Source organism: Corynebacterium sp. Marseille-P4611 (assembly GCF_916618765.1).
In the GTDB taxonomy this organism is placed as follows: domain Bacteria; phylum Actinomycetota; class Actinomycetes; order Mycobacteriales; family Mycobacteriaceae; genus Corynebacterium; species Corynebacterium marquesiae.
Map to the genome: position 1 here is coordinate 119958 of NZ_CAKAKD010000001.1, position 18744 is coordinate 138701.

Here is an 18744-nt window from a genome sequence, read left to right on the forward strand (position 1 = left end):
AAGGTTTGCATAAGAAAAGGAGCCCGCTTTATGGATACGTGGGAACCCACCCTGTCGACCGGCCCGCTGCTAGGCATTGCGGTGGCCGCCATCGCCGTGATTTTGGTGCTGGTCATCTATTTCAAGCTCCACGCTTTTCTCACCCTGCTGGTGGTCTCGGCGCTCACGGCGCTGGCTGCGGGCATTCCGCTGGAGGGCATTGTGCCCACCATGACCGAAAGCTTTAGCTCCACTCTGGGCTCGGTGGCGTTGCTGGTGGGACTGGGTGCCATGATTGGCCGGTTGGTGGAAGCCTCCGGTGGCGCTAAGTCGCTTGCCGACGCCATGGTCCGCCACTTCGGCGAATCCAAAGCACCCCTTGCGCTCGGCCTGGCTTCGCTGATCATGGGCTTTCCCATCTTCTTCGACGCCGGCCTGATTGTGATGCTGCCGGTTATCTTCGCCGTCGCTCGCCGCTTGGACGGTCCTGTCCTGGCCTTTGGTTTGCCGGCCGCCGGTGCGTTTTCTGTCATGCACGTCTACCTGCCGCCGCACCCAGGCCCTGTGGCGGCGAGCGAGTTCTACGGCGCTGACCTCGGCCTCGTCCTCCTCGTTGGTCTGCTGCTTGCGCTTCCTACCTGGTACATTTCCGGCTACCGCTTTGGCCTGCTCTCCGGCAAGAAATTCCCCCTGAAAGTCACTGATGCCATCGCCGGCCCGGTGCTTTCTGAGGAAGAACAGCCCCTCAAGCCCGCCTCTGCCCCAACGGTGATTTCCCTCCTGCTCATCCCAATGGTGCTTATCTTCTTCAACACCGGTCTCAATGCCTTGGCATCCTATGGCACCATCGATGCCGACGCCGCGTGGGTACGGTTCTTTGTCATGCTCGGCCAGACCCCGATCGCACTGCTCATCACCGTGCTCATTGCACTCGTGGTCCTGGGCCTGCGCCGCGGCGTGGACAAGACCGCGCTGGAAAAACTCATTGATTCCTCGCTTGGCCCGATCTGTTCCGTCGTGCTCATCACCGGTGCCGGCGGCATGTTCGGTGGCGTTCTGCGTACCTCCGGCATTGGCGACGCCCTGGCCGATTCCCTCTCCGGTCTCGGCATCCCCGTTATCCTTGCCTGCTACCTCATTGCCGTGGCACTGCGCCTAGCCCAAGGTTCGGCCACCGTGGCACTAACCACGGCCGCTGCCCTCATGGTTCCCGCCGTGGAAGCCGGCGGCTTCAACGAGCTACAGCTCGCGCTCATCGTGGTTGCCACCGCCGCCGGTTCCGTCTTCGGTTCTCACGTCAACGACTCCGGTTTCTGGCTCGTCGGCCGCCTAATGGGCATGGACACGGTCACCACCCTGAAGACCTGGACGGTCAACCAAATGCTGATTTCCGTCATCGGCTTTGCCCTGGTCTTGATGCTCTACGGAGTAGCGGCAGTCTTTTAGGCGCCTGCCTTTATCCAGGCAGCTGCTTCTTGGGCAATCTCTTCGACTGGCCGCGTCACATCAAAGACACGGCCAGTTTCGTCTTCTTCCAGTGGCTCCAAGGTATCGAACTGCGACTGTAATAGCGACGCCGGCATAAAATGCCCCGGCCGGTGCTGCATCCGCTCATGCAACACATCAAAGTCGCCATGCACATGAACGAACACCACGGTCGGGCAGTACTCGCGAATCAAATCCCGATACTTGCGCTTCAGCGCGCTGCAGCCCACCATCGCACCTTCTGGCCTATCCGCCAGCCACTGACCAATCTGCTTCAACCACGGCTCCCGGTCCACATCATTGAGCGGTATTCCAGCAGCCATCTTGTCGATATTTACCTGCGGATGCATATCATCGCCATCGCGGTAATCCAGACCTACCAACGGCGACAGCGCCTCCCCCACCGTGGTCTTTCCCGAGCCGGATACTCCCATCACTACGATGTGGCGGAAACTGTGCTGGTTCATGGTGGCTCCTTGGGTTGGGGTTTTCCTTTAGAGTTTAGGCCGAGCCTTCGAACTCAGGTTAGGCAACTGCATCTAGTGTTGAGGCCAACTTTCCCTCACGATACAAAGCGGCCACGTTATAGCCTCGATCTGGTGGACCAGGGGCCATAACGTGGCTGAAAGTTGGGTTCCCGCGCGGCGGACACACAGCGAAGTTGGCCTAGGCGAGGTTCTTGAGGGCGTCGGTGACAAGGCGCCAGAAGCCGGCGTGGTCAAGGGAGGTGGCGACTTGGGTGTGGCAGGAGGCGTCGGCAGGCTCTCGCAAATCGGTGACGGTCATGCCGGTGGTCAGTGCGCCGGCGAGCTCGACATGGACGGGGGCCTTGCGGGTCTGGACGATGTCCGGATCGATGAGGTAGGCGATGGTGCACGGGTCGTGGACCGGTGGGTTATCAAAGCCCTGGTTGGCCTGGTAGGCCTTGCGGAAGAAACCGAAAAGGCCCACGACGAACTCGGAGACAGGAGTATTTAGCGCCTTGATCTCGGCTTCAACCTCTGGGGTGGCAAGCGCCTGGTGGGTGAGATCGAGGCCCACCATGGTGGCGGGCCAGGGCTCTTCGAAAACGATGTGGGCGGCCTCGGGATCGATCTTGATATTGAACTCGGCAACCGGAGACCAATTGCCCTCGTGATAGCCACCGCCCATGAGGACTACTTCCTTGACGCGCTCAACGATACGCGGCTCCTTGCGCGCGGCCATCGCGATATTGGTAAGCGGGCCGGTGGGCACCAGGGTGATGGTGCCGGGCTCATGGGACATGACAGTGTCGATGATGAAGTCGATAGCGTGGGCGTCGGCAAGCGCGGTGCTTGGCTCCGGAAGTTGGACGCCCTCGACGTCCATGCCGGTGGAGCCGTGGATAGCCTCGGCGACCTCGACCGGGCGCACCAGTGGGCGATCGCAGCCGGCATAAACCGGAACCTCCGGGTGGCCGGCGATTTCCTTGACCACCAGGGCATTGTGGGAGACCTTATCCAAGGTCTGATTGCCGCCAACGGTGGTAATGCCCAACAGGTCAATGGTGGGATTGCCCAGAGCTAGAAGCAGGGCCACCGCGTCATCGTGGCCGGGGTCGCAGTCCAGAATGATTTTTCGCGTCATGCCACGAGCCTACTTTCGGGCGTTGACGGCCGCCACGGTGTCATCAATGGACTCGGGGCGAGGAATGAGGAAGGACAGGGCAAGGGCCGCAAGCAGAATAATGACGCCGGCGATCATGCCCGCGCGGTAGCCGTGCTCGAAGGAACCGGAAACTGCAAAGAGCACGGCGAAAGACAGGCCCGCGCCGAGGTTGAAGGCGCCGGCGTTCATGCCGGGCAGGTAGCCCTGGTTATCGGCCGGCGAAAGCACAATGCCCAGGCCGTTGAGCATGATATTGGCAATGCCGGCGTAGGTTACGCCCAAGAAAATGGAGACGAAGAGCAGGGTCCATGCGTTCGGGGCGCCGACCACGAAGATGGAAATAATCAGGCCGACGACGGTGCCAATGAGGCCGGTTTGCAGGACGTACTTATAGCCCAGCTTGGAGGCCATCCAACCGGCAATCGGGCCGAAGACCAGGCCGGCGAGGGCGTACGGGGTAAGGGTGACCCAGGAAATGGTGCTGGCGGAAATGCCGGCGCCGGCGTCTGGGTCCTGGCCGAGGTTCGGAATGAGGCCGTTCATTACGGCGAAGACGCCGGTCATGGTAAGCAGCGTGGTGGAAAGCAGTGCCCAGGTGCGGCGCTGCTTGAGGTAAGCCACCGGCACGAGCGGATCGGCGACCTTCTTTTCCACGGTCCAGAAAGTCCAGAAGCCGGCGGCACCGATGAGAAGAAGGACAATGACGAGGAACCAATTGGCCTCGGCAAGCTTGCCGGCCTCGTTGAATGCGGTGAGAACGCAACCCAGCGCCACGGCCAGGGGCAGCACACCCGCCCAATCCATGCGGGGGGTTTCGGTGGCCGTGGATTCCTTGGTAAATACCTGGACTGCTACTACCGCGATGGCGCATAGTACTGCCATGGTCCAAAAGACCGAGCGGTAGCCAAAGTTGCCCGCCAGCCAGCCGCCGGCCAAAGCGTCAACACCCGCGATACCACCGTTTACCGAGGTCACGATGCCCAGCAGTAGTGCGTATTGCTTCTCATTGAGTACCTGCTGGCGCAGCATGATGAGGCAGAGAGGGACGGTCGGCCCAGCCACGCCCTGGATGATGCGGCCGATAAGCAGCACTGCGACGTTTGGCGCAACGGCGGAAGCCACGCAGCCCAGCGCAGCAACCGCCATCATGCCGACGAGGACCTTCCTGCGGCCGATAAGATCGCCCCAGCGCGGTAGGAAGAGCGAGAACAATGCCGCGGCCGTAAAGAAGGCTGTCTGTGTTAGGCCAATCTGTGCGGTGGTGGCACTCAGCTCATCCTCCATCGTTGCCAAGGCAGGCGAGAGCATCGACGCATTGAGCTGGAAGGCAAACACTGCCGTAAGCAGTGCGAACATCAATGGAATATAGGAGCTGGGCTGGAGCTTTGGCGGCTCGGAGGTGGTGGAAGTCATGGCTTTAAATGTAGTTGATGAATCCTCCGCTCCATAGTGGGAAGCATGCCTCAACTTCCTTGGTGTTGCGCAGGACACCCCACTTAGCGCCACCAGCTATTTTCTCATTGTCTACTATCCATAGATTATGAAGATTCTCTCCTACATCGCCGCTGTCGCAACGGTGATACTTTCTTTAGCTTCCTGTTCCTCTCCGGAGTCACAGCCGGAAGAAACGACGACGCCTAGCACCTCAAGCACGGCCGATAGTTCTACTATCAGCTCTAGTTCCACAAGCTCTGCCCCGGAAACGACCTCTTCGGAGCCACAGCCGACATCGGAAACTGAGCCTTCGCTTGCCGACGCTCCCCTAACGAACACCGCCGAATCCACCGCAGAACCCACCCTTACCGAGTGCGTCTATGGCGGCGGTAGCTGGACCACCAATGGTTGGTACAGCGATGGAACTATCCGTTGGGCGCAAGAATGTCAGAACCTCCACGACGAGCAGATGTCAAAGTACCCCTACCGGTGCCCGCAAACGGATCACTACGTCTCCGATCCATCTCAGTGTTCCTCCCCGGCGGGCAGCGGGAACGGGGGTTCAGATTCGGATTTGCCCGCAGCGATGACACGAACCGGCGAGGTGGAAGAAGAGCACATGCGAGCACATAAATGGTGGGCGGATTGCGTGAACGCAAACTCCCCGGAGTACTGCCGAGAGAACGATCCATGGCAGCGAGGTGGTTACTGACGTTCTCTTACTATTGCCGCAGAATTAACCAGCGATTCACTGCGGCTACTTAGGCTGGAAAAGTTCCTTATAGACCTTTTAACGGAGCTTTGTATGTCTGATTCAAATAGTCGTCCTTCTTTTAATCGTCGTAATTTCCTGCAGATTGCTGGTGTTTCTGCAGCAGCAGTGGCCGCGGGAATTAATGCACCGACCAAGGCGAGTGCACAGTCGAGTCTGAGTTCATGGGGATCGTCGCAAGGTGGGGATCATCCGCAGGATTCTGATCTTTTTGGCCTAGGTGTAGCGGCGGGCACGCCGCGGCACGATTCGATGATCTTGTGGACGCGCCTGGCCCCTGAACCGCTGGCCGAGGATGGCCACGGTGGCATGACCGGCGGCGATGTTCGCGTGGGTTGGGAAGTTGCGAAGGATGAGGGTTTTGGGGACGTCGTCAAGCAAGGCGAAGCACTAGCCCAACGCGAGCTGGCGCACTCGGTGCACCCGCAGGTGACTGGGCTGGAGCCCGCCACTGAGTATTTTTACCGCTTCCGCGCGGATGGCAAGGTGAGCCCGGTAGGTCGGTTTAAGACTCTGCCCACGCCCGACGCAAAGGTGGATAATTTCACCTTCACCGTGGCTTCCTGCCAGGCGTGGTACCACGGCTATTTCACCCCGTGGAAACACATTGCGCAGGAACCGGACCTGGATATGACGATTTTCGTGGGCGACTACATCTACGAGTACGGCATTTTGGAAGGCGATAATCTCTGGCGCCAAGGCGCAAGCGTGCCCGACGTTTTCAAGGCAAAGGTGGAGACTCTGGAACAGTATCGCCTGCGCTACTCGCTCTTTAAGTCCGATGAGCACCTGCAGGCCGCTCACGCACGCGCCGCGATGGCGATTGTGTGGGATGACCACGAAGTAGAAAATAACTACGCCGGTAATTGGTCCGAGATTGGCACCAAAGCCGAGCACTTCCTTTACCAGCGCGCGGCTGCTTACCGGGCCTTCTACGAGAATCTGCCGGTTGCCCCGCCCGCGCTTCCCGATGGCCCCAATAACCGCATCTACGATTCTTTCGACGTGGGCACGCTATTGCGTTTCAATCTGGTCGATACCCGCCAATACCGCGAAGAATCTGCGAAAGATGCCAGCATCTTGGGCGCGGAGCAGGAGCAGTGGCTCAACGATAAGCTCGCCACTTCCCCAGCACAGTGGAACGTGGTGGTCAACAGCGTGGTCGTCGTACCGATTGCCGATAGCACCGATCAATGGGACGGCTTCCCCGCAGCGCGTCGCCGGCTTATCGAATCCCTTTCCAAGGTCAGTGACCCTATTGTCTTCACCGGCGATATTCATCAGCACTGTGCTGCTGAAATCCAATCCGAATCCGGCCAGCCCGTAGGCGTGGAATTGGTCGCGACCTCCATTGCTTCCGATGGCGATGGCTTCGCCGGCTCCAAGAGCACCGAGTGGCTGGAAAAGCCATATGTGAAGGCCATGGATAAGCGCCGTGGCTATATCAAGGTGCGCGCTTCCCGCGAGCACCTTGATTCCGAATTCGTCGTCGTGCCTTGGATCGAGCGCGATGATACTGCCCCGCGTGAGACTGCTTTCTCCTTCCGCACCAATGCCGGCGAGCACACGCTGCGCTCCCTCTAACCCCCGAAAGGACAATTCATCATGGGACTTTTTAGCTCGCTTTCCTCTTCTTCCTCTCGCCGCAGTTCTTCCCGCAAGAGTTCTTCTAACCAGGATTCCTCTGCCCCAGCTTCGGGTGCGGTTGCTGCTCCGCCAGCCGCAACCGGTGTTCAGGCAGAACCGCAGCTCATGGAAAATTACGTCACCTGGGAGCCTGCCTCCTGGGACGTCGTTTTGGATCACTACCGCGTCATCGGCACTGATCCCAATGGCGTAGACGTGCTGCTGGGCAAGACCATCTTCCCCTTCTTCCACCACTCCCGGCGCGATGCTGCCGGTGAAAAGTGGTCTTATTATGTCAAGGTAGTTGATGCTGCCGGTGCTGAGTCCTCTCCTTCTGGCAAAACGACGTCTACCTCCCTGCCTTCGGTCACTGCTGGCACAGCGCTAGCTACGATTGGTTCCTTTGATCGAAAGGGCACGGAGTTTCAGTATTCCCCAAAGGACTACAAGAAGATCGTCACCGCGCACCCAGACCAGACAATCACCGTTGGACCGGATGCTACGCCTGCCGACGTCCCCTATCTCCTCCCCGGCCCCGGGGATAAGTGGGCCGGCAGCAAGGCCTATACGCTGAAGTGGACGGTAAAATTGGATAAGCCCACCGAGAAGGCGGCACTGGCACTGTGGCTCATTGACACCACCAAGCTCGGCGGCATTCTCGACGTCACGATTAATGACTTTCATAAACAAATAGAGCTCCCGCAGGGCGCAACGCAAGGTTCGCGCCAAGGCGATGCCAGCGGCGAGCCAACCCCGCTGCGCCCCGCAGCAATCGAGTTTGCGCTCCCAGAGAACACCTTGCAGCAAGGAGAAAACCAGCTGGTCTTCACCCTGCGCGAAGGCGGCTGGCTAGCTTGGGATGCACTGGGGATTTTTGCTAGATAACACTTTAAAATCAGCGCTTTGCCCAGAAACGGGAAATTGTTCACCAAACCCTGCTGTACGGTAGTAACATCTGCCCCCTTCTATTACATCGTTAGCATCACACGACGCCGACGTTGAAAGGACTTAGCTCCCGATATGCCTACTGTTTCTGATCGCCTAAACCGTGCCCAGCAGAATCATAATGCGGTGATTTCCGTTATCCCGTTTGATGAGCACGCGGTGGATGAATCGCCCACGCTTAAGGGGCAGCCGGTGGCGTTCAAGGACATCGTGGATATTGCTGGGGTGTCGACTACCTGCGGCACCAAGGTGAATGTGGGCCGCACTCCGGTCAAGGATGCCCCGGTGGTACAGCGATTGACGGCAAAGGGTGCCCTGCCGGTAGCGAAAGCGAACCTGCAAGAATTTTCCTATGGCATTTTGGGCGATGCCTCGGCTTATGGTCGCGTGATTAACCCGCGTGATCCGGAGGTGTGCGGCGGCGGATCGAGCTCCGGTTCGGCGGCGCTGGTAGCTTGCGGAGCACTGCAGCTTACAGTGGGCTCCGATAGTGCCGGGTCGGTGCGCGTGCCAGCCGCATGCCAGGGCGTGCTGGGGTTCAAGCCCACCTTTGGGGTGATTCCGGTCGAAGGCGTCTTCCCCTTTGCCCCGAGTTTTGATTGCATTGGTTTCTTTGCCAGCTCAATTGACCTGATTGAGCAGGCTTTTATTGCCACTGCGAATGATGAGCCGGCCGCGGCGCAGGACGTTTCTACTGTTGATGTCACGGCGCTTAAAGCCAAGGGCGAGCGTTTCGCTGAACTACTAGCGGCGCTGGAACGATCGGCCTTTGAACTCAGCGAGGGCGTGAATGTGGAAGACACCATCGCCGCCACGGCCGAGCTCTATGAGCCGATGCGCCTGAAGGAAGTCTATGACGTCCACCGGCCGCTGCTGGACCAACGTGATAAGTACCAAGACGTGATTCTGCAGCGCGTACTGGGCGGGGAAGATATCAGCCAGGAAGTCTACGAGGCGGCCGCACGGGGCGTAGAGAAATTGCGCGAGGAAGCGCTTGCTTTGCTTGGCGACGCCTCCATTATCCTCACCCCCACCCTCGATTCCGGCCCCCTCAAGTGGTCCGATATCACCCCGGACAATACCGCGGAATCAGCCGCGAGCCTACGGCGGTGGACCGAGCCTTTCAATGTTCTCGGCTGGCCAGCCATTACCGTGCCGCTGCGCGGCGACGAGGAAGAAGGGGTGGGTGATGCGGTGCAGGTCGTCGGCAAGCCGGGCGAAGACCTGACCGTCCTACGCGTTGCCCGCGCACTGCAGGCCCTGCTCTAAGTCCCTGCTAGAAGGGTCTTTTCCTGCGTGCGCGGCCGCCAAAAGGCAGCCTCGACGGCGGTAAGTTCCTTGAAGTGCGCTGAGGTGAGCTCGTCCATCGCTTGGATATAGCCGGGGACCTCCTCGCGCGGCAGGCGCAACCCCATGGTCAGGTGCGGGGTCCAGCGCGGCCCTCGCCCGTCTGGGTTGGCGGCACTGATTTTTCTCGCAGCAATTTCTAGCTCATCAGTGGTCTCAAGGAGCCAGGCCACGGTCTGCTTGCGCTTGGTGCCAAAAATGACGTTTCCTACCCGACGAAAATCCGCTGGGATAACGGCCGGCAGCAACTGGGCCGCCAAATCCACCACTTCCGGCTGCATGTGCGGCGAAAAGGTGACTGTAATATGCGGGCGTTGCTGCTGGATTGGAAAGCCACGCTCAGCAAGACCGGCAAAGATGCCGCGCACCTGATCTTCCTGCTTTTGCGGCAGGTAGAGCAAGATATTGTCCGGCGATGCTTTACTCACGGGCGAGCGTTCTCCTTTCTGTTGCGAAGTGCCTCCAGCGTACCGGCCATCACAATGAGTGAGAACCCCCTTCCCCCTCATTAAAAAATCATTGCCATTTTACAATGAGGGTTTTATAATGACGCCATGGGTTGGGATGCAGTTAATCTCCGTGAGGCACTTGAGCAGCTGCGGCTCTTTGGCGATGACCGCACGATGCTGGAATGCAAGCGCTCCTTCCTTCGCGCACCGCATGATTTGGCTCGCACCATTTGTGCTTTTGCAAACATGCCAATGGGCGGTGACATCCTTTTGGGCGTCGATCAGAGCCTCAACTTTGCCGCCACCGGCGTCGCGCACCCTGCACAGGTAGAAAAGGCGGTGGCGGACCAAGCAAGAACGCTTATAGAACCTGCGCCCCAGCTCTCTTTTACCCACATCAGCATCGATGAAGCGGTAGTAATCGCAGTGACGGTAGCACCCCTTTCACCCATACTTAAACCGGCCCGCATCAAAGGAGAGGCCTACCTACGGCAAGCGGATGGCAATTATGTGATGGGCCCGAACGATTTGCGCATCCTCGAGGTGGCGGCGCTCCACGAATCTGAGCAAGAATTTTATGACCAGCAGCCTGTGCCTGGCAGCGGCCTGCGCGACATGGATGAAAGAATTACGGCAGAGGCGCTACGCACGGCCCGCTCACGCAGTAGGCGCCTATCCACCATTACAGACGACAAGCGCCTCCTCGAGGTACTTGGCGCAACCGTAAACGGGCAACTGACCGTAGCCGGAAATTATGCTCTCGGCTTCTTACCGCAGGGAAAAATACCTGCCCTCGGGGTAACCGCGGCGGTGCAGCTTCCGCGGGAGCACGCCGCGCGCACGCGAAATCTCACCCATTTCGACGGACCTCTACCCGCTCTCCTCGATGATGTGGTGGATTGGCTACGTGCCAATCTGCAGGCCGACCTGCGCTATGCGGAAAGCGGTCATGTGGAAGAGATCCCGGAAATTCCGCCGGCCGCCCTTCGGGAGGCTGTAGCAAACGCGTTAGTGCACCGCGATTTAGGACCACACACGCGAGGCGTGGGAAAAAGAATTGAGGTTCGCATCACCCGGCAGGCCGTGATCATTACTAGCCCTGGTGGGCTGCGAGGGGTCTCGGTCTCCCAATTGACCAGCACCACCCTATCCAAAGCTGCAGTAAATCAGCGCCTTTATGAGCTTGCCAAACTAGTTCGCACCAGCGAAGGACACCCGGTCATTGAAGGCGAGGGCGGAGGCATCCGAGAGATGATTCGTGCCTGTTTAGATGCAGGCCTAGCTGCGCCGCGCCTTATAGATACTGGCACCGAGTTTCGTGTCATCTTCCCCCGGACCAGGCCGGATAGCCCGCATCGAGTTTCTGCCCGTCCCGCGATGAGAGCAGTGGAAGCCAGCGTAGAGGACGAGCTTCGTCAGCTGGGTAAAAACGTCCCGCAAGTTTTTCACAGTATGCAGCTCGGCGCGGAGGCGGACTATGCTCCCGCCTTAAGCCTTCACGAGATCGCGGAACGCACCCAACTCAGTACCGGGCAAGCGCGCTACGCGCTCAAGGCCTTGGAGAGGAAGGGCTGGATTGTCATGCGGGGCCAGCGTGGCTCGCAACGCACGACTTACCAGATCCGTAGAGAATAGACGCACCGGCTCTTGTGCCAACGCAAACGATTACCGTTTAATGAGAGTCATGAGCACTACAGAGTCATCGCCCCTCATCCTCGCCATCACGGCGTGTCCGACGGGCATCGCGCACACCTATATGGCGGCCGAGAACCTCGAGGCCGCAGCCCAAGAGCTGGGCTACCGCATCAAAATTGAAACTCATGGTTCCATCGGCGTCGAGGGAGCCTTTAGCAAGCAAGACATCGAGGAAGCCGACGCCATTGTCATTGGTGCCGATACGGTCATTTCCAAGGACCGCTTCCACGGCAAGCGTCTCGAAGCCACCGGTGTGGACGAGGCCATCAAGCACCCAAAGGAACTGCTCAGCAGGTCCTTGAGCGCCTCGCGCTGGGAGAGCTCTTCCGAAAAGACGGAAGAAGAGGCGCCTGGTAAAAATAGCGTTGGCCAAACCTTGTACAAGGCGCTGATGAACGGTGTCTCGCACATGATCCCGTTCGTGGTGACCGGTGGTCTGCTCATTGCGGTCGCCCTCTCCATCGGCGGCACGCCCACGCCTGAGGGCATGGCGATTCCGGAAGATAGCTTCTGGAACACGGTCAATGAGCTCGGCGCCCTGGCGTTCTCGCTGATGGTCCCAGTCCTCTCCGGCTACATTGCGGTGGGCATCGCGGATCGCCCAGGCCTTGCCCCTGGCCTTATTACGGGCCTCATCGCCACCACCGGCTCGCTTTACGGTTCTGAGGCGGGCGCCGGATTCTTGGGCGGCATTGTCACCGGTATTTTGTCCGGTTATGTGGCTCTTGCCATCAAGAAGATTCCGGTGCACAAATTCATCGCACCGATTTGGCCTATCATCGTCATCCCGATTTTCACCACGCTCATCGTGGGCCTCATCTTCATTTTGCTCATTGGCGCACCGGTCTCGGCCGCGTTCGAGGCAATGACCAACTATCTCGCTGGAATGCAGGGCTCCTCCGTCATCGTGCTGGGCCTTATCCTGGGCGCCATGATCGCCTTCGATATGGGTGGTCCCTTCAATAAAACGGCCTTCCTCTTTGGCGGCGGCATGATCGCGGCCGGCAATGCGGCGCCGATGGGCATGGCGGCATGTGCGATTGCCGTACCTCCCCTCGCCGTGGGCGTAGCGACGCTGCTGCGCCGCCGCTGGTTTACCAAGGCCGAAAATGATGCGGGCATCGCCGCGTTGTTCATGGGATTCTTCGGCATTACCGAGGGCGCCATTCCGCTCGCGGCCGCACGCCCGCTACAGGTCATCCCCGCCAATGTTGCCGGTGGTGCCGTAGCCGGTGCGCTCGCCGGTCTTTTCGGTGCCCAAGACCACGTCATGCACGGCGGCCCCATCGTCGCGGTGCTCGGCGCGGTAGACAACGTCGTTGGCTTCTTTATCGCCATGCTTGCCGGCATCGTGGTTTGCGCTGGCCTTATTCTCCTGCTGGTGGGATTGACGCAGCGTAAGGATAAGCCACTTGTTGCAGTCGATACGATTAGCCTCGATAAAGATCTGGGTTCTTCTAGCGAAGAGGTCATTCGCTCCATGGTGAAGCTCACCTCCGCGCGCATGTCTGATGCCGAGGCGGTCGCTAGCGCCGCATTGAAGCGCGAATCTACCCGTTCCACTGGTGTGGGCCACGGCGTGGCCATTCCGCACGCTCGGTCTGCCGGAGTGAAGGTACCAACGCTCGCCTTCGCCCGCCTGCCGCACGGCGTCACGTGGGCAGAGGGCGAAGACCCGACCACCTTGGCCTTCCTTATTGCTGTTCCGGATAACGCTGGAAAGCAGCACCTCAAGCTGCTGTCCAAGCTGGCCCGCAACATCATGAAAGAGGACTTCCGCGCCCAGCTCCACGGTGCGAAGACGCGCAAGGAAGCCGCCGACATCATTTCCTCGGTACTCTCCCCTGTACCATCGACGGACAAGGCAACCGCGACCACCCCAGCCTAAATTGTCTTGTAACTGAAAGCGCTCAGCAATTGTCCCCGCTGGGCGCTTTTCTTGTGCCCACACAACGTAGGGATGCGGCGGAAGGGCGGTTTCGCGGGAGGAACAGCAGTAGTGAGGCGATCTCAAGCGAGACCAGGCATCGTCATGGCGCTCTCTTACGTTCCTTAGACGGGCAGAGAATCACACGGTTCCCTATAGGGTTTGCCAAGAATCGCGCCGGTTTTGCCAGCAACAACCTTAAAACAAGGGCCATATACCTTAAAACAATCTCATTTCTCTAGGAACCTGAGATATTTGTTGAAATCTACCCCCGTGGGGGTGGGGAGCCGAGCGCCATCACTAAGGGAATTTAGGGGTTTCCTAGCTCAAATCGAGAAGTAACTAAGAGGTAATTAGCTTTACGCGACATCAACTTCAAGAATCCTAATATTTGCTGGTCAGCTGGCTTTTACCCGGGCAAAATTGGTTAACTTTTAAGTGAAAGGGAACGGAGGTTAGCCGTTAACACTCCTAGATCCCCACCTTATAGATTCCTGCTAGGTCCCAGTAGAAAGGTACCGCCCATGTTTACCCCCAAAGTTCACTTCTCCGCTAAGAAGTTCGTCGCTCCGGCACTGGCAGCAGCCGTCGCCCTCGGTGTTGGCGTAGCTCCTGCAGAGGCGTCCAGCTCCTTCGGCAACTTCGGCCGCGTGAACCTTCCAGCACCATCCGTCAACCTGCCTGCCGCTCCGGCTGCCGCTGCAAAGCCGGTTGCTCCGGCCTCCAACCGCGTACAGAACATCGTCAATCACACCAACGCTTACCGCCAGGCACACGGCCTGCGCCCGGTTCGCGCCAACGCCGCACTCAATGCACTGGCTCAGGATTGGGCAAACCAGCTGGTTCGCGCCAATAAGCTCAGCCACCGCCCACAGCACTGGAACTACTACCCTTCGAATATCCCGGCCGGCGGCGAGAACGTACTGCAGGCATGGAGCGACTACTCCGATGCACAGCTGGTTAAGCTCTGGTACGAATCCCCGGGCCACCGCAAGATCATGCTCGACCCGCGCGCCAAGACCATCGGAGTCGGCGTTGCCATTAACTCTGAAGGCAAGCTCTACGCTGTCCAAAACTACGGCCGCTAAAGATTTCACAAGCTAGAACCTTCGAACCTTTGGGCTCTAGCAGGCCATGCCGCCTCCTCCCGGACCTCGCACCCGGGGCGGGGCGGTTTTCTCGTGCCTGGGTGGGGGTGCACACGCGGGTAAATGAAACGTAACCGCCTTCACAAATGACAGTGGCGAGGGTTACACTAAAGGGCATTCGAATTGTTCAACAATCTTAAGGACGGTGTTGAATGTCCTCGCTCCATATCGATCTCAATGCGGATTTGGGAGAAACCACTGCAGGCAATCCGGTCGCAGATGACGCAGCGATGCTGGAGATGGTGTCCTCCGCAAACGTGGCCACCGGCTTCCATGCGGGCGACCCGCACTCGATTGCCGGCACGCTCAAGGCGGCCGCAGAAGCAGGCGTGACCGTAGGCGCGCACGTGGGTTATAACGACGCCGCAGGTTTCGGCCGCCGCTTTATCGATTACAACCCGGACGAGCTTGCAGACGAGGTGACCTACCAAATTGGCGCGCTTGATGCTTTGGCTCGCGCCAATGGAACCACGGTCTCCTATGTAAAACCGCACGGTGCGATGTATAACGCGATTGTGAAGGATAAGGCGCAGGCAGAAGCCGTCATCAAGGGTATTAAGGCCTTTGGAGACTTGCCGGTGATGTTGCTGCCTGGGGGTGTAGCGGTGGACGTCGCCAAGCACAGCGGGCTTACCGTCATCCGTGAGGCCTTTGCGGACCGCAACTACAACCCCGATGGCACGCTGGTCTCGCGCAAGGAAGCCAATGCGATGCTCGGCAGCGCCGATGAAGTGGTACAGCGAGTACTGGAGGTAGCACAGACCGGGTCGATTACGGCCGTGGATGGCACGAAGCTTGAGGTGGATGCGCAATCCGTATGCACCCACGGTGATTCGCCTGGCGCGGTGAAGCTACTGCGCGGCGTGGTGGAGCGCCTGCGTGCAGAAGGCATCGAGATTCGGAGCTTTATCTAATGCACATTAATTTTGTGGGCACGCGCGCGTTGCTCATTGACCTGGATGGATTGAACCAGGTCATGGATTGGCACGCGGCGCTTTCTGCCAAGCCTTTGAAGAATCAGGTGGATTGCATCGCGGCCGCCACCACCTTGCTGCTGACCTTTGAAGCACCCGATTCGGCGCGCGATGCGGCGGAATTTTTGCAGGATTTCTCCCCTGCCGCCGCGACGGCTGCGGAGGCCCGCACGGTAGAAATCGATGTGCTCTATGACGGCGAGGATGTGGACGAGGCCGCGGACCTGCTGGGGCTTTCGCGCGAAGCGCTCATAAACTGGCATACCTCTACCGAGTGGACCGCGGCGTTCGGCGGCTTTGCCCCGGGCTTTACCTACTGTGCGCCGTCGGACCCCTCCCTGGCGCGTGCGGTGCCACGCCGCTCCAGTCCCCGTACCGCGGTGCCGGCCGGCGCTGTAGGTATCGCGGGCGAGTTTTCTGCGGTGTACCCGCGCGTTTCCCCGGGCGGCTGGCAGCTTTTGGGTACCACCAATACGCCGATGTGGGATTCCAATGCCAACCCGCCGGCGCTGGTACAGCCGGGAGACCGCGTGCGCTATCGCAGCGTGGATAAGCTGCCGGAGCTTGTTGATCACTCTGCCCGCTCGAAGCGCGCCCCTGCCCGCTTGCCGCGCATGGAGGTTATCGATGCCGGCCTGCTCACCCTCTACCAAGATTTGGGCCGCCCCGGTGTGGGCGATCTCGGCGTGACCCCCTCCGGTGCTGCCGACCGCGCCGCCGCCGCGACCGCCAATGTGGCCGTGGGCAACCCGCGCGGGGCAACGGTGCTGGAGAATATCGGCGGCATTAAGCTCCACGCGCTCACCGATACCGTCATTTGCGTCACCGGCGCGACCGCGCGTGTGCGCCTCGGCGAGATGCCGGTTCACCTTGCTCGCCCTGTGCTGGTCACGGCCGGGCAAACCGTCACGGTGGACCCTGCAACGGTAGGCATGCGCAATTACGTGGCCATCCGCGGCGGCATCATCGCTGAATCCGAACTCGGCTCCGCGGCCACCGACGTCCTTTCTGGCCTTGGCCCGGACCCGGTCACCACCGGCGATGTCATCGGCGTGCTGCCGCGCTCTACCGGCATGACCGACGCCCAGCTAGCCAACCCACTGCGCGTTTCTGAAAGCTCCGACGGCAAAACCCGCGCTACCCTGCGCTGCGTACTCGGACCGCGCGATGACTGGTTTGGCGATAATGTCTCCGCCTTCCTGGATACCGAGTGGACCGTCACCTCGGATTCCAACCGCGTGGGCCTGCGCCTCGATGGCGAAGAGCCGATTGAGCGAGTTAAAGACGGCGAGCTCCCCTCCGAGGGCATGGTCGCCGGCTCGATCCAAATCCCACCCAATGGCAAGCCCGTGGTCTTCCTCCGTGATCATGCCGTGACCGGCGGTTACCCGGTCATCGCCACCGTATTGGAAGAAGATATTGATATTGCTGCGCAGCTGCCACCCGGCGCGCGCGTGAACTTTGAACTCGTAGCACCCCAAGCCTTGAACACTGGAGAACAGAATGCAGATTAAAACCGTCCTCATTGCTAACCGCGGCGAGATCGCCGTGCGTATCGCCCGCGTCGCTCGTGACCTAGGCATTAAGTCCATCGCCATTTATTCCGAAGCGGATGCCGGTGCCTTGCATACCCAGGTAGCGGATGAAGCCTATGCGCTGCCGGGCAATACCGCGGCCGATACCTACATGAACGTGCCCGCGCTGCTCGATATCGCGGTGCGCGCCGGCGCCGATGCCATCCACCCGGGCTACGGCTTCTTGTCCGAAAACGCTGACTTTGCCCGCACGGTTACCGAGGCCGGCATGATCTGGATTGGCCCTTCCCCGGAGTCCATCGAGTTGCTCGGTGACAAGATCGCTGCGCGCCGCGTGGCCGAGGAGGTCGGCGCGCCGTTGGCACCGGGTACCTCCGATCCCATCGATGACTGGCAGGAGGCCCGCGCCTTCGCCGAAGAGCACGGCCTGCCCATTGCCATTAAGGCCGCATATGGCGGCGGCGGACGCGGCTTGAAGGTCGTGGACAATATGGAAGAGATCGAGGGCGCGTTCAACTCCGCCGGCCGCGAGGCCATGGAGGCTTTCGGCCGCGCCGAGTGCTACGTGGAGAAATTCCTCACCCACCCGCGCCACGTGGAGGCCCAGGTGCTGGCCGATACGCACGGCAATGTGCGCGTGCTCGGCACCCGCGATTGCTCCACCCAGCGCCGCTTCCAAAAGCTCATTGAGGAGGCTCCGGCGCCCGCGCTTTCCGACGCCCAACGCAACGGCATCATCGAAGGCGCGCGCTCCATTTGTTCCAAGGTGGGCTACACCGGCGCCGGCACCGTAGAATACATTGTCTCCGAGGACGGCACTATTTCCTTCCTCGAGGTCAATACCCGCGTCCAGGTCGAGCACCCAGTTACCGAGGTAGTCACTGGCACCGATATCATCGCCGAGCAATTCCGCATCGCGGCCGGCGAGCCGCTGTCCTTCGATGAGGATCCGCAGTCCCACGGCCATGCTTTTGAGTTCCGTATCAATGCCGAGGACATTCTCAATGGCTTCGCCCCGTGCCCTGGTACTATCGTCTCCTTCGAGCCGCCCACCGGCCCGGGCATCCGCGTAGATTCCGCGGTGCGCTCTGGCTCTATCATCCCGCCGTACTATGACTCCCTGATTGCCAAGCTCGTGGTGTGGGGCCCAACCCGCGAGATCGCCCTAGCCCGCGCCCGCTTTGCTCTGCGCGAGTTCACCGTCACCGGCGTGCGCACCGTGCTGCCGTTCCACCGCGACATGATGGATGAGCCTGCACTCATCGGCACTGCCGCACCGGCCGAGGACACCGCTGCCGCTGGTGCCTCCGAAATCGGCGTGTTTACGGACTGGGTGGATCACAACTACCGTCCGTCTGCCGCCAACCAGGTGGAAAAGGTAGAAGCCATCTATACCCAGCGCCGCAATGTGGCCGTAGAAATCGACGGCAAGCTGGTCAACGTCGGCGTCCCCGTCGACTTCCTCGCCGCGCCGGGCGCCGCCTCGGCCGGTGGTTCTGCCTCCACCGCGCCGTCTTCGGCCGGCGCACAGTCTACCGATGACAATGCGGTTACCTCCCCGTTCGAGGCCAACCTCGTGGCCTGGAACGTTGCGGACGGCGATACCGTGGCCGAGGGCGATGCCATCGCCACCGTCGAGGCCATGAAGATGGAATCGGCCATCAAGGCTCCGCGCGGCGGTACCATCAAGCTCCTGGCCGCAGAAGGTGACCGTCTGGATTCCTCCAAGGTCATCGCGACCATCGATTAGCGCTCTCGCCATCGTTATGCACCTCATTTCAATGTGAGGTGCATAACTT

General features: G+C 60.1%; 15 protein-coding genes. 10 read left to right on the top strand and 5 right to left on the bottom strand.

The window, feature by feature from the left end:
* Positions 1-30: 30 nt before the first annotated feature.
* On the top strand, positions 31-1425 hold the full coding sequence (locus LG376_RS00550) for a GntP family permease (RefSeq protein ID WP_225745840.1): 1395 nt from the start codon (positions 31-33) through the stop codon (positions 1423-1425).
* On the opposite strand, the gene LG376_RS00555 is transcribed toward LG376_RS00550, so the two are convergent.
* From LG376_RS00555 to LG376_RS00570, 4 genes are all read right to left on the bottom strand, one after another.
* Positions 1422-1931 (bottom strand): gluconokinase, encoded by a 510-nt coding sequence (locus tag LG376_RS00555; RefSeq protein ID WP_225745841.1) that lies wholly within the window; start codon positions 1929-1931, stop codon positions 1422-1424. The genes LG376_RS00550 and LG376_RS00555 overlap by 4 nt on opposite strands.
* A 199-nt stretch (positions 1932-2130) precedes the next feature.
* Positions 2131-3072: a nucleoside hydrolase gene (locus tag LG376_RS00560; protein ID WP_225745842.1), complete on the bottom strand. Its 942-nt coding sequence runs from the start codon at positions 3070-3072 to the stop codon at positions 2131-2133.
* Positions 3073-3081: 9 nt separating this feature from the next.
* Entirely contained in the window at positions 3082-4506 is a 1425-nt protein-coding gene (locus LG376_RS00565; protein ID WP_225745843.1) for an MFS transporter, read from the bottom strand.
* 141 nt (positions 4507-4647) lie between these two features.
* Positions 4648-4866 carry a hypothetical protein gene (locus LG376_RS00570; RefSeq protein ID WP_225745844.1) on the bottom strand — a complete coding sequence of 73 codons (219 nt, stop codon included), beginning with the start codon at positions 4864-4866 and terminating at the stop codon, positions 4648-4650.
* Positions 4867-5332: 466 nt separating this feature from the next.
* On the opposite strand from LG376_RS00570, the gene LG376_RS00575 reads away from it, so the two are divergent.
* From LG376_RS00575 to LG376_RS00585, 3 genes are all read left to right on the top strand, one after another.
* A complete protein-coding gene (locus LG376_RS00575; protein ID WP_225745845.1) occupies positions 5333-6883 on the top strand; it encodes an alkaline phosphatase in 1551 nt (516 codons plus the stop codon).
* A gap of 21 nt (positions 6884-6904) precedes the next feature.
* A complete protein-coding gene (locus LG376_RS00580; protein ID WP_225745846.1) occupies positions 6905-7810 on the top strand; it encodes a polysaccharide lyase family protein in 906 nt (301 codons plus the stop codon).
* A gap of 135 nt (positions 7811-7945) precedes the next feature.
* A complete protein-coding gene (locus LG376_RS00585; protein ID WP_225745847.1) occupies positions 7946-9139 on the top strand; it encodes an amidase in 1194 nt (397 codons plus the stop codon).
* On the opposite strand, the gene LG376_RS00590 is transcribed toward LG376_RS00585, so the two are convergent.
* Complete coding sequence (locus LG376_RS00590; protein WP_225745848.1) at positions 9136-9645, bottom strand: 2'-5' RNA ligase; 510 nt, start codon at positions 9643-9645, stop codon at positions 9136-9138. The genes LG376_RS00585 and LG376_RS00590 overlap by 4 nt on opposite strands.
* Before the next feature lie 126 nt (positions 9646-9771).
* On the opposite strand from LG376_RS00590, the gene LG376_RS00595 reads away from it, so the two are divergent.
* The 6 genes from LG376_RS00595 to LG376_RS00620 all read left to right on the top strand — a co-directional run bounded on the left by LG376_RS00595 (position 9772) and on the right by LG376_RS00620 (position 18695).
* Positions 9772-11301 (top strand): ATP-binding protein, encoded by a 1530-nt coding sequence (locus LG376_RS00595; RefSeq protein WP_225745849.1) that lies wholly within the window; start codon positions 9772-9774, stop codon positions 11299-11301.
* A gap of 40 nt (positions 11302-11341) precedes the next feature.
* A complete protein-coding gene (locus LG376_RS00600; RefSeq protein WP_370633316.1) occupies positions 11342-13249 on the top strand; it encodes a fructose-specific PTS transporter subunit EIIC in 1908 nt (635 codons plus the stop codon).
* 563 nt (positions 13250-13812) lie between these two features.
* Entirely contained in the window at positions 13813-14376 is a 564-nt protein-coding gene (locus tag LG376_RS00605; RefSeq protein ID WP_225745851.1) for a CAP domain-containing protein, read from the top strand.
* A gap of 212 nt (positions 14377-14588) precedes the next feature.
* Positions 14589-15350 carry a LamB/YcsF family protein gene (locus LG376_RS00610; protein ID WP_225745852.1) on the top strand — a complete coding sequence of 254 codons (762 nt, stop codon included), beginning with the start codon at positions 14589-14591 and terminating at the stop codon, positions 15348-15350.
* On the top strand, positions 15350-16924 hold the full coding sequence (locus tag LG376_RS00615; protein WP_225745853.1) for a 5-oxoprolinase/urea amidolyase family protein: 1575 nt from the start codon (positions 15350-15352) through the stop codon (positions 16922-16924). Before LG376_RS00610 ends, LG376_RS00615 begins: the two co-directional genes overlap by 1 nt.
* Positions 16914-18695 carry a biotin carboxylase N-terminal domain-containing protein gene (locus tag LG376_RS00620; RefSeq protein ID WP_225745854.1) on the top strand — a complete coding sequence of 594 codons (1782 nt, stop codon included), beginning with the start codon at positions 16914-16916 and terminating at the stop codon, positions 18693-18695. Before LG376_RS00615 ends, LG376_RS00620 begins: the two co-directional genes overlap by 11 nt.
* Positions 18696-18744 lie beyond the last annotated feature (49 nt).

Excerpts from the sequence above, each read along its gene's own strand:
- LG376_RS00575 (WP_225745845.1), top strand. The coding sequence starts at position 5,333 with ATGTCTGATTCAAATAGTCGTCCTTCTTTTAATCGTCGTAATTTCCTG.
- LG376_RS00620 (WP_225745854.1), top strand. The coding sequence starts at position 16,914 with ATGCAGATTAAAACCGTCCTCATTGCTAACCGCGGCGAGATCGCCGTG.
- LG376_RS00600 (WP_370633316.1), top strand. The coding sequence starts at position 11,342 with ATGAGAGTCATGAGCACTACAGAGTCATCGCCCCTCATCCTCGCCATC.
- LG376_RS00560 (WP_225745842.1), bottom strand. The coding sequence starts at position 3,072 with ATGACGCGAAAAATCATTCTGGACTGCGACCCCGGCCACGATGACGCG.
- LG376_RS00610 (WP_225745852.1), top strand. The coding sequence starts at position 14,589 with ATGTCCTCGCTCCATATCGATCTCAATGCGGATTTGGGAGAAACCACT.
- LG376_RS00565 (WP_225745843.1), bottom strand. The coding sequence starts at position 4,506 with ATGACTTCCACCACCTCCGAGCCGCCAAAGCTCCAGCCCAGCTCCTAT.
- LG376_RS00605 (WP_225745851.1), top strand. The coding sequence starts at position 13,813 with ATGTTTACCCCCAAAGTTCACTTCTCCGCTAAGAAGTTCGTCGCTCCG.
- LG376_RS00615 (WP_225745853.1), top strand. The coding sequence starts at position 15,350 with ATGCACATTAATTTTGTGGGCACGCGCGCGTTGCTCATTGACCTGGAT.
- LG376_RS00585 (WP_225745847.1), top strand. The coding sequence starts at position 7,946 with ATGCCTACTGTTTCTGATCGCCTAAACCGTGCCCAGCAGAATCATAAT.
- LG376_RS00550 (WP_225745840.1), top strand. The coding sequence starts at position 31 with ATGGATACGTGGGAACCCACCCTGTCGACCGGCCCGCTGCTAGGCATT.
- LG376_RS00595 (WP_225745849.1), top strand. The coding sequence starts at position 9,772 with ATGGGTTGGGATGCAGTTAATCTCCGTGAGGCACTTGAGCAGCTGCGG.
- LG376_RS00580 (WP_225745846.1), top strand. The coding sequence starts at position 6,905 with ATGGGACTTTTTAGCTCGCTTTCCTCTTCTTCCTCTCGCCGCAGTTCT.
- LG376_RS00555 (WP_225745841.1), bottom strand. The coding sequence starts at position 1,931 with ATGAACCAGCACAGTTTCCGCCACATCGTAGTGATGGGAGTATCCGGC.